Raw genomic sequence first — 13,075 nt, 5'->3', positions numbered from 1 at the left:
GACGAAAGGTGGACCCATGCGCGATCTGACGGATGACATGCTCTATCGGGCGCTGCTGGCCCGCGACCCCGCCTACGAGGGGCGGGCGCTGGTCGGCGTGACCTCGACCGGGATCTTCTGCCGCCTGACCTGTCCGGCGCGCAAGCCGCTGGCCCGGAATTGCCGCTGGTTCGCGGATGCGGCCTCGGCGCGGGATGCGGGGTTTCGCCCCTGCCTGCGCTGCCGCCCCGAACAGGTCGCCCTGCCGCCCGTCGTGGCCGATCTGCTGGCAGCCCTCCGCGCCGATCCCGAACGCCGCTGGTCCGAGGGCGACCTGAAGGCGCGGGGGCTTGATCCCTCGACCGTCAGGCGGCAATTCCGGCAGCATATGGGGCGCAGCTTCCTGCAGATGGCGCGGGACGCGCGCCTGCGCCAGGGCATGGGACGTATCGCGATGGGGGACGATGTGATCGAGGCACAGCTTGATGCGGGGTTCGACAGCGCCTCGGGGTTTCGCGCGGCGTTCCGGCGTCTGTTCGGCCATGCGCCGCAGGACCTGCGCGGCGGCGGCGACCTGGCGGCGGACTGGATCGAGACGCCCCTTGGCGGGATGATCGCGATCGTGGACGACAGCTCGCTGCACCTGCTGGAATTCGTGGACCGCAAGGCGCTGCCGCAGGGGCTTGCGCGGCTGTCGCGGATGGTCGGCGGGCGCATCGGGCTGGGGCGCAGGCCCATGACCGACCGGGTCGAGGCCGCCCTTGGGGATTTCTTCGCGGGGCGCGACGGGCGGCTGGACCTGCCGGTGACGCTGCACGGGACCGATTTCCAGCGCGCCGTCTGGACCGCGCTGCGCGACATCGCGCCGGGCGCGACCTGCAGCTATGCCGGGCTGGCCGCGGCCATCGGCAGGCCGAGCGCCGTCCGCGCGGTCGCCTCGGCCAATGCGAACAACCGATTGGCGCTGGTGATTCCCTGCCACCGCGTGATAGGCAGCGACGGTAGGCTTGCCGGCTATGCCGGGGGGCTGTGGCGCAAGGAGCGTCTGATCTCGCTCGAGGCGTCCTATCGCGATCCGGGGGCGAATCGGGTTGACGCAGGGCTTCTGCCGCTGTAATCACCCGCGAACGGAATTCCGGGCGCTGCCTCGCGGCGCCCTTTCACATTGGGACGGACCCACTGCCGGGAACGCCCGCAAAGCTGAGACGAAGGAACAACACCATGTCGCGCGTCTGCGAACTGACCGGCAAAGGCCCGATGACAGGCAACAATGTCAGCCACGCCAACAACAAGACCCGTCGCCGTTTCCTGCCGAACCTGAACGACGTCACGCTGATGTCGGAAAAGCTGGGCCGCGGCTTCTCGCTGCGCATTTCGGCCGCAGCACTGCGTTCGGTCGACCACCGCGGCGGCCTCGATGCCTTCCTGGCCAAAGCCAAGGACACCGAGCTTTCGGATCGTGCGCTGAAGATCAAGCGCGAGATCGCGAAATCGGACGAGGGTGCGGCAGCACTTTCGGCCTGAGGCATGAACGGCAGGGACGCCCTGCCGACACGCCCTGCGCAATGCCCCGCCATCCGGCGGGGTTTTTGCATTTGCGGCTGCGACCGATTGGCTGCTGACCTTGCCGGGACCGGCTGCTAGGGTCCGCGCCATGTTGCGTCCGCTGCCCATCCTTCTGGCCATCGTCATCGCGCTGACCTCGGTCGGTGTGGGTTCGGCGCGCGGGACGGCGCGGATCGGCGGGCAGGTGGTCATCTGCACGGGCGAGGGCGTGACCAGCGTGCCCGACCCGCGCGGCGGACAGGTGCATCTGTGCCCCGACATGGCGCTGGCATTGCTAAGCGCCCCGATGCCCGAGGGCGTGTCGCTGCCCCGTCCCGCCCCGGTTCCCGCAGGCGTCCTGCGCCCCGCGGTCCGTCCTGCGCCGCACGCGGTCGGCGCCCGTGTCTTCCGTGCGCGCGATCCGCCTGTCGTTCCGATTGCCTGAGCACACGCGAAACGACAGACCAAGGACGAACATCATGAAAACCCTCATTTCCGCCAGCCTTCTGGCGATTCTGCCCGTTGCGGCGCTTGCCCATGACGGGATGCACGTGAACGACGCCTATGCGCGCAGTGCGAACCCGGTGACCGGCGCGATCTTCATGCAGCTGGAAAACCACCGCCAGACCGCCTGCACCCTGCAGGGCGTCGCATCCGACGCCGCCGAGAAGGTGGAACTGCACACCCATACCGAAGACAACGGTGTCATGCGCATGGGCGCCATCGAAGGCGGCATCGAGATCCCCGCGGGCGAGACGCACGAGCTGGCGCGCGGTGCGGACCACGTCATGCTGATGGGGCTGGCGCAGCCGCTGAACGACGGCGATCCGGTCGCCCTGACGCTGGATTTCGGCGATTGCGGCACGGTCGAGGTCGAGGCCGTCGTGGACAACGACCGCGAGGCCGATCACGCGGGCCATGGGCATGACGCCCATGCCGGTCACTGATCAGGCGGCCAGCCGTCCGATCAGCTGCGCCGTGACGGGGCCAAGCTCGGCCACGATGCGGCGCACGCCCTCGGCGGATGCATGGATGCCGTCGGGCTGCAGCAGCGGCCCGCGCAGATCGGGCGCGACCGCGGCCAGCGGCGCATAGAGATCGGGCAGCAGCAGCGCGCCATGACGCGCGGCGATGCGGGGCCACATCGCGGCCCAGTCCGCGCGCCAGTCGTCCGGGCCCTTGGGGGCCTGGATCCCCACCAGCAGCAGCGGCCTGCCGCCGCGACCCGCGCGGGTCAGGATGGCATCCAGGTTGGGTTCCGCATCGGCGGCGGTCCAGCCGCGCAGCATGTCGTTGCCGCCCAGCTCGACGATGACGGCATCGGGCTCGTGGCGGGGCATCGCCAGCTCTATCCTGATGCGCCCGCCATAGGTCGTGTCGCCCGACAGCCCGCCGTTGAGCAGCGTCGCGGGCCGGTCCGCGCGCGTCAGCCAGTCCGACAGCTGCGGCACCAGCCCCTGATCCGCGCCCAGCCCATAGCCCGCCGTCAGGCTGTCCCCGAAGCACAGCACGCGCGGCGCGCCCTGTGCCGTGGCGGGCAGGGCGGGCGCAAGCGCGGATGCGGCGGCGATGGACAGCAGGTGGCGGCGGTTCAGCTTCATGCGGCGGACCTCAGGCGAAGGGCGTTGGTGATGACGAAGACCGATGACAGGGCCATCGCGCCAGCCCCCAGCATAGGCGAGAGTTGCGGTCCCCCGAAAGGCACCAGCACCCCCATCGCGACCGGGATTAACGCGACGTTATAGGCGAAGGCCCAGAACAGGTTCTGCCGGATGTTGCGCATCACCGCCCGCGACAGGCGGATGGCGCGGGCCACGCCCTGCGGGTCGCCGGACACGAGCACCGCGTCGGCGGCCTCGATCGCGATGTCGGTGCCCGTGCCGATGGCGATGCCCGTTGGGGCCGCCGCAAGCGCGGGGGCGTCGTTGATGCCGTCGCCGACGAAGACGCCGCCCGCGCCAAGATCGCGGATCAGGCGCAGCTTGTCCTCGGGCAGCAGGCCGCCCTCGACCCGGTCGATCCCCAGGCGTCGGGCAACGGCCTGCGCGGTGGCGGGGCGGTCGCCCGACAGGATCGCGGTGCGGATGCCCATGCGGTGCAGGTCGTCCACCGCGCGGGCCGCGCTTTCGCGTTCGCGGTCGGCAAGGGTCAGGGTCGCTGCGTGGCGAGTGTCGATGGCCAGCAGCACCTCGGTTCCCTCGTCCTGCGATGGCAGGCCGGGGGCGATGCCCGCGTCCAGAAGTGCCGCGCGATTGCCCAGGGTGATGCGCTTCCCCTCGACCGTGGCGGCGATGCCGCGTCCGGGCGTGGCCGTGACGCCATTGGCATCGGGCAGATCGCCGTCATGCGCGGCAAGGATCGCCGCCGCCAGCGGATGTTCGGACCGCGCCTCGACCGCGGCGGCAAGGCGGAGCGCCTGTGCCTCGTCGATGCCATCGGTGCGGATGCCCGTCAGGCGGGGGCGCCCCTCGGTCAGGGTGCCGGTCTTGTCGAAGGCCACGATGCGCGTATCGGCCAGCCGTTGCAGCGCATCGCCGCGCCGGAACAGGATGCCCAGCTGCGCGCCGCGCCCGCTGCCGACCATGATCGCCACGGGAACCGCCAGCCCCATCGCGCAGGGGCAGGCGATGATCAGCACCGCGACGGCGGCGACGACCGCATGGGCAAGCCCCGGCCCGAAGGCCAGCCACAGCGCGAAGGTCGCCAGCGACAGGCCGATCACGGCTGGCACGAAGACCCGCGTCACCCGATCGATCAGCGCCTGCACGGGCAGACGCGCCGACTGCGCATCCTCGACCATCTGCACGATGCGGGCCAGAACCGTATCCTTGCCCGTCGCCGTCACGCGATAGGTCAGGGCGCTTCGCCCGTTCAGCGTGCCGCCCACCAGCCGGTCGCCGGGGGCCTTGGCGACGGGCAGAGGCTCGCCCGTCAGCATGGATTCGTCCAGATCGCCATGCCCCTCGACCAGCTCTCCGTCCAGGGCCACGCGTTCGCCGGGGGCAAGCCGCAGCAGGTCGCCCGGCACCAGCGTCGCGACCGGCACCTGCCGCGGCTGGCCGTCGCGCAGCAGCGTCACGTGGTCGGGCGCAAGGTCGATCAGCTGCCGGATCGCCTGTCCGGCGCGACCTCGTGCGCGGGCCTCGAGCCAGCGGCCGGTCAGGATCAGCGTGACGATGACGGCGGCGGCCTCGAACCAGACGTTTCGGGATGGCTCGGGGACGATCTGCGGGACCAGCACGACCACGACCGAAAAGGCGAAGGCCGTCCCTGCGCCAAGCGCCACGAGGCTGTTCATCTCGGGGGTGCCGCGCAGCAGCGCCGGGATGCCTGCGCGGAAGAAGCGCCGCCCCGGACCGGCAAGCACCGCCAGCGCAAGGATCATCTGGATCGCCCAAAGCTCGCGCGTCGGCACCAGCGCATGCAGCCAGTGGTGAAAGGCCGGGAACAGGTGGCCGCCCATTTCCGTCACGAAGATCGGCAGGGTCAGAAGCGCCGCGATGGCCGCGTCGCGCGCAAGGGGGGCGGCCTCGTCTTCGGGGGGCGCGGCGGCATCGGCACGGGGGCGCGCCTGATAGCCCAGATCGCCCACGATCCGCGCCAGCGCGGCGGGGTCGAGGCTGGGTGCATGGGTGATGCGGGCCTCGTGGGTTGCAAGGTTCACCTGCGCCTCGGCGATCTCGGGGCGGGCCTCCAGCGCGCGGGCGATGCGGCCCGCACAGGACGCGCAGCTCATGCCCTGGATCGCAAGCCGGGTTTCCTGCAGCGCCGCGGGATAGCCCGCCTCGGACAGGGCGTCGCGGATCCGGGCCAGCGATGCGCTGCCCAGTTCGATGCGGGCGATGCGCGTCACGGGGTTCACGGATTGCGCGCCGATGCCCGGCACGGCGTCCAGCGCGCGTCCCACGCGGGATGCGCAACCGGCGCAGCTGATGCCCGGAACGGGCAGGTCGATTTCAGTATGCGATGTCATGTCTTGCCTCATCAGGTTTGCAGGAACGGGCTGCGGCTGATGGGGCAGGGGGGGCCTGGGGCGGCGATGGGGCGCGGGCGGGGGGATCGGTCGCGGGACGGATCACCGCATGCGGCAGGGGCCTGCGCGGGGGGCGGGACGCCTGCCTGCGATCCGCGACATGGCAGCGGCAGGACCGGTCGCCCCGTCCGCGGCAGAGGTGGCGCGGGCGGGCAGGGGCCTTGCGTGCCGTGCAGGTCGGGGCCGTTTCCATGTGCAACAGATGTGGACCTGTTGCGTTATGGTCAAGCCCCGCGTGCCGATGCGCCCGTCTCAGTTGCGGGCAAAGCCGGTTTCGCGCTATTGCAAGGGCCAAGACAGACAGAAGGATACGGACCATGAACCGCCGTCAGATGATCCTTTCGGCCCTGCCGCTGATCGCCATGCCCGCCCTGGCATCCGCGCAGGACGCCCCCGCCGCCGACCCCTATGTCCCGACCGAGGTCGCCATCCGCGACGATTTCGAGGTCGGCAGCATCGTCGTCGTCAGCAAGGACTTCTTCCTCTATCACGTCGTGGCACCGGGTCGCGCGGTCCGTTACGGCGTGGCCGTCGGCACGGCCGAACTGGTCTGGAAGGGCAAGGCCACCATCGGGCGCAAGGTCGAATGGCCCAGCTGGCGTCCGACGCAGGACATGATCAAGCGCAATCCCGACGCCTACGAGAAATATGCCGACGGCATGCCGGGCGGTCCGCAGAACCCGCTCGGGGCGCGCGCGCTGTACCTGTACGACAAGAACGGCAACGACACGGCGATCCGCATCCACGGCACGACCAACCCCGGATCCATCGGGCAGGCCGTGTCGAACGGCTGCCTGCGCATGCGCAACGAGGCCGTGATCGCGCTGTTCGAACAGGTGCCGGTCGGCACGCCCGTCTACGTCTTCTGATCTTGGCACTTCGTCTGGAGGGAATCTCGGGGCCCGCGCTTGCGGGCTTCGACGACGTGATCGACGTGCGCGCCCCGGCCGAATTCGCCGAGGATCACCTGCCCGGCGCGATCAACCTGCCGGTGCTGAGCGATGACGAGCGCGCGCAGGTCGGCACGATCTACAAGCAGGTCTCGCCCTTCGATGCGCGGCGGATGGGGGCGGCGATGGTCGCGGCCAATGCCGCGCGCCATATCGCGGGGCCGCTTGCGGATCGCGACGGGGGATGGAAGCCGCTGGTCTATTGCTGGCGCGGCGGTCAGCGGTCCGGCAGCTTCGAGGTGATCCTGAAGCAGATCGGCTGGCGGGTGAACCGCATCGAGGGCGGATACAAGGCGTGGCGCGGGCTGGTCGTGGACCTTCTGCAGAACGGTCCGATCCCTGCGCCCGTCGTGGTGCTGGACGGCAATACCGGCAGCGCCAAGACCGAGATCCTGCACATCCTTGCCGCGCGCGGGCACCAGGTCATCGACCTCGAAGGGCTTGCTCGGCATCGCGGCAGCCTGTTCGGCGCGGTGGCCGAAGGCCAGCCCGGCCAGAAGCTGTTCGAGGGGCGCCTTGCCGCGCAGATCGAGGCGCTGGACCCCGCGCGCCCCGTCATCGTCGAGGCCGAGAGCAGCCGCATCGGCAACATCACCATCCCCAAGGCCATGTGGCAGGCCATCTGCGCCGCGCCCCGCCTGAGGCTGGAGATCCCGGTCGAGGCCCGCGCGGCCTATACCGCGCTGCGCTACGACGACATGGTGGCCGATCCCGACCGCGTGCAGGCGATCCTGACACGTCTTGCCCCCCAGCACCCGGCCGAGCGGATCGAGACATGGCGCGGCCAGCTGGCACGGCGGGAATGGAAGGAACTGTCGCAGGGGCTTTTGCGCGATCACTATGATCCGCGATACCTCAAGCACCGCCTGCGCTATGCCGAACGCGAACGCGGCGTGCTGGCGGTCAAGGGCTTGGACGACCTGGAAAGGGTGGCGGACCGCGTTCAGGACGCCCTGGCCCGCCTTCCCTGATCACTCGCCCTCGCGCAGGAAGCGGCGCAGCAGCTTCTCCAGCTTGGCGGCCCCGATGGGGGCCATCGCCTTGGTGTGGTCGTGGCTGATGGATTCGTCCGACAGCCCCGCACCCATGTTCGTCACGACCGAGATCGCGGCCGCGCGCAGCCCTAGGAACCGCGCCAGGATGATCTCGGGGACGGTGGACATGCCGACCGCATCCGCGCCCAGCACCCGTGCTGCACGGATCTCGGCGGGGGTCTCGAAGCTGGGCCCCGAGAACCAGCAATAGACGCCCTGCGGCAGCGCGACGCCCTCGGCCTTCGCGGCGGCCAGAAGCCCCTCGCGCATCGTCGCGTCATGGGCCTCGGTCATGGGGACGAAGCGGGCATCCGTGGCCTCGCCGATCAGCGGGTTGGTGCCCGCGAAGGCGATGTGGTCGTTCAGCAGCATCAGCCCGCCGGGCGGGATGTCGGGGCGCAGCGACCCCGCCGCGTTCGTCAGGATCAGCCGCGTGCAGCCAAGCGCCGCCAGCACCTCGAGCGGCAGGCGCATCGCGTCCGCCCGCCCGGATTCGTAGTAATGCGACCGCCCGCCGAAGACCGCGACGCGCCGCCCCTCCAACTCGCCGATGACCAGCTGCGGCACGTGGCCTGACACGCCCGCATGGGGAAAGCCCGGCAGGTCGCTGTAGGGGATGGCGGTGCCCTCGACCTTCTCGGACAGGTGGCCCAGGCCCGATCCCAGGATCAGGGCGTATTCGGGGGCCTCCTCACCCGCGCGGTCGCGGATGAGGGCTGCAAGCTCAGCGCTCCTTGACATAGGGCTCTCCTCCGGCGCGGGGCGGGATCGCGCGGCCGACGAAGCCCGCAAGGATGATCACCGTCAGGATGTAGGGCAGCGCGTTCATGAACATGGACGGCACCACCACGATCCCCAGGTCCAGGTTGGGATAGAGGTTCGCGATCGCCTCGAGCAGGCCGAAAAGGAAGGTCGCGAACAGCGCCTGCCACGGCTTCCACTTGGCGAAGATCAGCGCGGCCAGCGCGATGAAGCCGCGACCGGCCGTCATCTCCTTGACGAAGCCCGCCGACAGGCCCGTGGCAAGGTATGCGCCCGCGATCCCCGTCAGCACGCCGCAGATCGCCACGGCGGCATAGCGCAGCCGCGTGACCGACACGCCCGCCGTATCGACCGAGGCCGGGTTTTCCCCGACCGCGCGCAGGCGCAGGCCGAAGCGGGTGCGGAACAGCACCCACCAGGTCAGCGGCACCATCGCGAAGGCGACATAGACCAGGATCGTCTGCCCCGAGATCAGCCCCGAATAGATCGGCCCGATCACCGGCACGCCCGACAGGGTTTCCGCGAAGGGCAGGTCGATCGGGTTGAACCGGCCCGCCCCGCTGAGCGACGGCGTCCGCCCGCCCAGCCCGAAGGCGTTCTGCCCGACCAGCACCGTCAGCCCCGAGGCCAGGAAGTTGATCGCGACGCCCGCAATCAGCTGGTTGCCCCGGAAGGTGATCGAGGCCAGCCCGTGGACCAGCGACAGCGACAGCGCCAGCGCCCCCGCGATCCCGGCCAGCAGCCCCAGCCAGGCGCTGCCCGTCAGATAGGCGGCGGATGCGGCGGTGAAGGCCGCCATCAGCATCTTGCCTTCCAGCCCGATGTCGAAGACGCCCGCGCGTTCGGAATATAGGCCCGCAAGGCAGGCCAGCAGCAGCGGCGTCATCAGGCGCAGCGCGCTGTCGATGCCCTGCTGGGCCGCGCGTGCATCCACGAAGGCCCAGACCAGGCAGATCGCGACGACGATGATGGCGGTGAGGGAATCCTTGATCCTCATTCCGCGACCTCCTTCCGGCGCAGGCGCAGGAACAGGCGTTCCAGCGGCATCCGCACCATGTTGTCCAGCGCGCCGGTGAACAGGATCACCAGGGCCTGGATGACGATGATCAGTTCCCGCGGGATCGAGGTCCAGAGCGCAAGCTCGCCCCCGCCCTGGTAGAGGAACCCGAAGAGAAGGGCTGCCAGCAGCACGCCGAAGGGGTGGTTGCGCCCCATCAGCGCCACGGCGATGCCGATGAAGCCCGCGCCCTCGACCGCGTTCAGGACAAGGCGCTCGGCCTCGCCCATGACGTTGTTGATGGCCATCATCCCGGCCAGCCCGCCCGAGATCAGCATCGCGATCACGGTGATCCGCACGGGGCTGATACCGGCATAGACGGCGCCCGGTTCGGATTTGCCCAGGGCCCGGATCTCGTAGCCCATGCGCGTGCGCCAGATCAGCAGCCAGACCAGAAGGCAGGCCAGCAGCGCGATGAAGAAGGTGACATTGGCAGGCGTGTTGCGGCCCCACTCGATCCCGATGGATGCGAAGGCGTCGGACAGCGACGGCAGGTTCGTCGCCTCGGGGAAGCGGGCCGATGCGGGGTCCATGCTGCCCACGGGGCGCAGCAGCCGCACCAGCACATAGTTCAGCGCCGCGGCGGCGATGAAGTTGAACATGATCGTCGTGATGACGATATGGCTGCCGCGTTTCGCCTGAAGGATCGCGGGGATGAAGGCCCATGCGGCCCCCAGGATCGCCGCCCCGACCATCGCGACCGGCAGCGCCAGCGCCCAATGCGGCAGGGGGATGTAGAGCAGCGCCAGCGCGACGCCGAGGCCCCCCATCGCGGCCTGACCCTCACCGCCGATATTGAACAGGCTGGCGTGATAGGCGACCATGACGGCCAGCCCGGTGAAGATGAAGTTCGTGGCGTAATACAGCGTGAACCCCCAGCCATAGCTGGATCCGAGCGCACCCTGCACCATGGTCTTCATCGCCTCCCACGGGCTCTCGCCGATGGCGAGGATCACCAGCGCCGAGATCGCCATCGCCAGCACCAGCGAGATCAGCGGGGTCAGGATGACATCGGCCCATTTCGGCATCTTGTCCATCAGCGGGGCTCCTGCGGCAGTCCGTCGACATGGGCGTGTTCGGGCGGGATGCCCTGGTCGTCGGGGGTGTTCTTCGTGTCGGTGACGCCCGCCATCAGCAGGCCCAGTTCGCCCGTGGTGGTCGATGCGGGATCGCGTTCGCCCATGATGCGCCCGTCGAACATGACGGCCACGCGGTCGGACAGGGACAGGATCTCGTCCAGTTCCACGCTGACCAGCAGGATCGCCTTGCCCGCGTCGCGCAACTCGACGATGCGCTTGTGGATGAACTCGATCGCGCCGATATCCACGCCGCGCGTCGGCTGGCCGATCAGCAGCAGGTCGGGATTGCGCTCGATCTCTCGGGCGACGACGATCTTCTGCTGGTTCCCCCCCGAGAAGTTGCGCGCGGCAAGGTTCGGGTTGCGGGGACGCACGTCGAAGCGTTCCATCTTGTCGGCCGCGTCGCTGCGGATGGCGGCATTGTCCATCAGCCAGCCGCGGTTGAATTCGGGGGCGTCCTGCCAGCCGAAGGCGACGTTCTCCCAGGCGGCGAAGTCCATGATCAGCCCCTCGACCTGTCGGTCCTCGGGGATGTGGCCCATGCCCGCGCGACGGCGCGACGCGGCATCGCAGCCGCGGCCCGACAGCGGCAGGGGGGCGCCGTTCATGGTCACGGTCCCCTCGACCTTCGATCCCTTCGGGGGATAGCCGCCGAGGATCTCCAGAAGCTGGGTCTGGCCGTTGCCGGACACGCCCGCAAGGCCCAGGATCTCTCCTGCGCGGATCTGCAGGTCGATGCCGCGCAGGCGCTCGACCCCGTCATCGTCGATCATGCGCAGGCCCTCGACCTGCAGGACCGGCTTGGTGGGGGTGGCGGGGGCCTTCTCGACGTTCAGCAGGACCTTGCGGCCGACCATCAGCTCGGCCAGCTCCTCGGGGTCGGTCTCGGCGGTCTTGACCGATGCGACCATCTCGCCGCGGCGCATGACGCTGACATTGTCGGTGATGTCCATGATCTCGCGCAGCTTGTGCGTGATCAGGATGATCGTCTTGCCCTCGTCGCGCAGCCCTTCGAGGATGCGGAACAGGTGATCGGCCTCGGCGGGGGTCAGCACGCCCGTGGGCTCGTCCAGGATCAGGATGTCGGCCTGGCGGTACAGCGCCTTCAGGATCTCGACCCGCTGCTGGTGGCCGACGGACAGCTCCTCGATGCGTTCGTCGGGATCGACGTTCAGCTGGTATTCCTGCGCCAGCTGCTTCAGCACGCCGCGCGCCTTGGACAGGGACGGGCGCAGCAGCGCGCCGTCCTCGGCCCCGAGGATCACGTTTTCCAGCACGGTGAAGTTCTGGACCAGCTTGAAGTGCTGGAACACCATGCCGATGCCCGCGCGGATCGCGGTCTGGCTGTCGGTGATGGCGATGGGCTGGCCGTTCACCAGGATCTCGCCCGCGTCGGGGCGATAGAAACCGTAGAGGATCGACATCAGGGTCGATTTCCCCGCGCCGTTTTCCCCGATGATGCCGTGGATGGTTCCCTTCGGCACGCGCAGATTGATGTTCCGGTTCGCCTGAACCGGGCCGAATGCCTTCGAGATGCCGCGCAGCTCGATTGCAGCGGGGGCGGCCGCGTCCGACCGCCCCCCCGTCATTTCGCCTGCGGCAGTCATTACGAAGCCGGGCAGCTGTTGTCGGTCATGTAGTCGTGGACCTCGATCTCGCCCGAGGCGATGCCCGCCTTGGCCTCGTCGATGGCGGCCTGCATCTCGGCATCGACCAGCTCGGCATTGGAGTCGTCGATCGCGACGTCGACGCCGCCCGCGGACAGGTCCATGACCTTGATGCCCGCCTCGACATCCGCGCCCGCCGTGAAGGCGTCGAAGACCGCGTTGTCCACGCGCTTGACCATCGAGGTCAGGACCTGGCCCGGATGCAGCGCGTTCTGGTTGCTGTCCACGCCGACCGACAGCACGCCCTCGTCGGCGGCCGCCTGAAGGACGCCGATGCCGGTGCCGCCCGCCGCCGCATAGATCACGTCGGCCCCCTGCGAGATCTGCGCGCGCGCCAGCTCGCCGCCCTTGACGGGGTCGTTCCAGGCCGCCGGGGTGGTGCCGGTGAAGTTCAGGAACACCTCGCCCTCGGGCTGGGTCGCCTTGAAGCCCTGCGCGAAGCCGCAGTGGAACTTGTGGATCAGCGGGATGTCCATGCCGCCGATGAAGCCGGCCTTGCCGCTGTCGGACGACATCGCGGCCATCACGCCGGCAAGATAGCTGCCCTGTTCCTCGGTGAAGACGACGGACTGCACGTTCGGGGCATCGACCACCATGTCGATGATGACGAATTTCGTGTCGGGATAATCGGGCGAGACCTTGGTCAGCACGTCGCCGAAGGCAAAGCCGGTCATCACGATCGGGTTGGACCCCGTCTCGGCCAGGCGACGCAGGGCCTGCTCACGCTGCGCCTCGGACTGCATCTCCAGCTCGCGATAGGAGCCGCCGGTCTCCTCGACCCAACGCTGCGCGCCGACATAGGCCGCCTCGTTGAAGGACTTGTCGAACTTGCCGCCCAGATCGAAGATCAGCGCCGGATCGGCCAGCGCGGCAGCCGAAGACAGAACAGTCAGCGCAGAACCCGCCAGAAGCGTTTTCATGAAAGACATCGAGGAACCTCATCCTGTTGGTGCGGGCGATTCAGATTTG

The 13,075-nt window shown here is 69.3% G+C and carries 13 protein-coding genes; 6 read left to right on the top strand and 7 right to left on the bottom strand.

Annotated elements, in window-relative coordinates:
• Positions 1-16 precede the first annotated feature (16 nt).
• From F804_RS15140 to F804_RS0100300, 4 genes are all read left to right on the top strand, one after another.
• Complete coding sequence (locus F804_RS15140; RefSeq protein ID WP_022705743.1) at positions 17-1,096, top strand: bifunctional transcriptional activator/DNA repair enzyme AdaA; 1,080 nt, start codon at positions 17-19, stop codon at positions 1,094-1,096.
• 104 nt (positions 1,097-1,200) lie between these two features.
• Positions 1,201-1,503: a 50S ribosomal protein L28 gene (rpmB, locus tag F804_RS0100310; RefSeq protein ID WP_022705742.1), complete on the top strand. Its 303-nt coding sequence runs from the start codon at positions 1,201-1,203 to the stop codon at positions 1,501-1,503.
• Positions 1,504-1,633: 130 nt separating this feature from the next.
• Positions 1,634-1,969: a hypothetical protein gene (locus F804_RS15135; protein ID WP_040595439.1), complete on the top strand. Its 336-nt coding sequence runs from the start codon at positions 1,634-1,636 to the stop codon at positions 1,967-1,969.
• Between the two features lie 34 nt (positions 1,970-2,003).
• On the top strand, positions 2,004-2,471 hold the full coding sequence (locus F804_RS0100300) for a copper chaperone PCu(A)C (RefSeq protein WP_022705740.1): 468 nt from the start codon (positions 2,004-2,006) through the stop codon (positions 2,469-2,471).
• Here the strand turns inward: F804_RS0100300 and F804_RS0100295 are convergent, their stop codons facing one another.
• Both F804_RS0100295 and F804_RS0100290 read right to left on the bottom strand, forming a co-directional pair.
• Positions 2,472-3,125, bottom strand: coding sequence for an arylesterase (locus tag F804_RS0100295; protein WP_022705739.1), 654 nt, complete (start codon positions 3,123-3,125; stop codon positions 2,472-2,474). It abuts the gene before it with no gap.
• The gene (locus F804_RS0100290; protein ID WP_022705738.1) at positions 3,122-5,497 is read right to left on the bottom strand and encodes a heavy metal translocating P-type ATPase; all 2,376 of its coding nucleotides are present in this window, start codon (positions 5,495-5,497) and stop codon (positions 3,122-3,124) included. The genes F804_RS0100295 and F804_RS0100290 overlap by 4 nt, the downstream gene beginning before the upstream one ends.
• A gap of 377 nt (positions 5,498-5,874) precedes the next feature.
• Between F804_RS0100290 and F804_RS17295 the strand changes: the two genes are divergently transcribed.
• Both F804_RS17295 and mnmH read left to right on the top strand, forming a co-directional pair.
• The gene (locus tag F804_RS17295; RefSeq protein WP_022705737.1) at positions 5,875-6,426 is read left to right on the top strand and encodes a L,D-transpeptidase; all 552 of its coding nucleotides are present in this window, start codon (positions 5,875-5,877) and stop codon (positions 6,424-6,426) included.
• Positions 6,427-6,428: 2 nt separating this feature from the next.
• The gene (gene mnmH, locus F804_RS0100280; RefSeq protein WP_022705736.1) at positions 6,429-7,478 is read left to right on the top strand and encodes a tRNA 2-selenouridine(34) synthase MnmH; all 1,050 of its coding nucleotides are present in this window, start codon (positions 6,429-6,431) and stop codon (positions 7,476-7,478) included.
• Here the strand turns inward: mnmH and F804_RS0100275 are convergent, their stop codons facing one another.
• Genes F804_RS0100275 through F804_RS0100255 form a run of 5 tightly spaced genes read right to left on the bottom strand, consistent with a single transcriptional unit; the run spans position 7,479 to position 13,035 of the window.
• The gene (locus F804_RS0100275) at positions 7,479-8,282 is read right to left on the bottom strand and encodes a purine-nucleoside phosphorylase (RefSeq protein ID WP_022705735.1); all 804 of its coding nucleotides are present in this window, start codon (positions 8,280-8,282) and stop codon (positions 7,479-7,481) included.
• Positions 8,266-9,300: an ABC transporter permease gene (locus tag F804_RS0100270; RefSeq protein ID WP_022705734.1), complete on the bottom strand. Its 1,035-nt coding sequence runs from the start codon at positions 9,298-9,300 to the stop codon at positions 8,266-8,268. Before F804_RS0100270 ends, F804_RS0100275 begins: the two co-directional genes overlap by 17 nt.
• Positions 9,297-10,397 (bottom strand): ABC transporter permease, encoded by a 1,101-nt coding sequence (locus tag F804_RS0100265; RefSeq protein WP_022705733.1) that lies wholly within the window; start codon positions 10,395-10,397, stop codon positions 9,297-9,299. The genes F804_RS0100270 and F804_RS0100265 overlap by 4 nt, the downstream gene beginning before the upstream one ends.
• Positions 10,397-12,028: an ABC transporter ATP-binding protein gene (locus tag F804_RS15130; RefSeq protein WP_051142260.1), complete on the bottom strand. Its 1,632-nt coding sequence runs from the start codon at positions 12,026-12,028 to the stop codon at positions 10,397-10,399. Before F804_RS15130 ends, F804_RS0100265 begins: the two co-directional genes overlap by 1 nt.
• Positions 12,029-12,045: 17 nt before the next feature.
• Complete coding sequence (locus F804_RS0100255) at positions 12,046-13,035, bottom strand: BMP family lipoprotein (RefSeq protein ID WP_022705731.1); 990 nt, start codon at positions 13,033-13,035, stop codon at positions 12,046-12,048.
• Between the last annotated feature and the right edge of the window lie 40 nt (positions 13,036-13,075).

It is taken from the genome of Paracoccus zeaxanthinifaciens ATCC 21588, from assembly GCF_000420145.1.
Taxonomy (GTDB): domain Bacteria; phylum Pseudomonadota; class Alphaproteobacteria; order Rhodobacterales; family Rhodobacteraceae; genus Paracoccus; species Paracoccus zeaxanthinifaciens.
The sequence above is the reverse complement of the archived record's forward strand: the minus strand, read 5'-3'. Positions and strand labels throughout refer to the sequence as shown.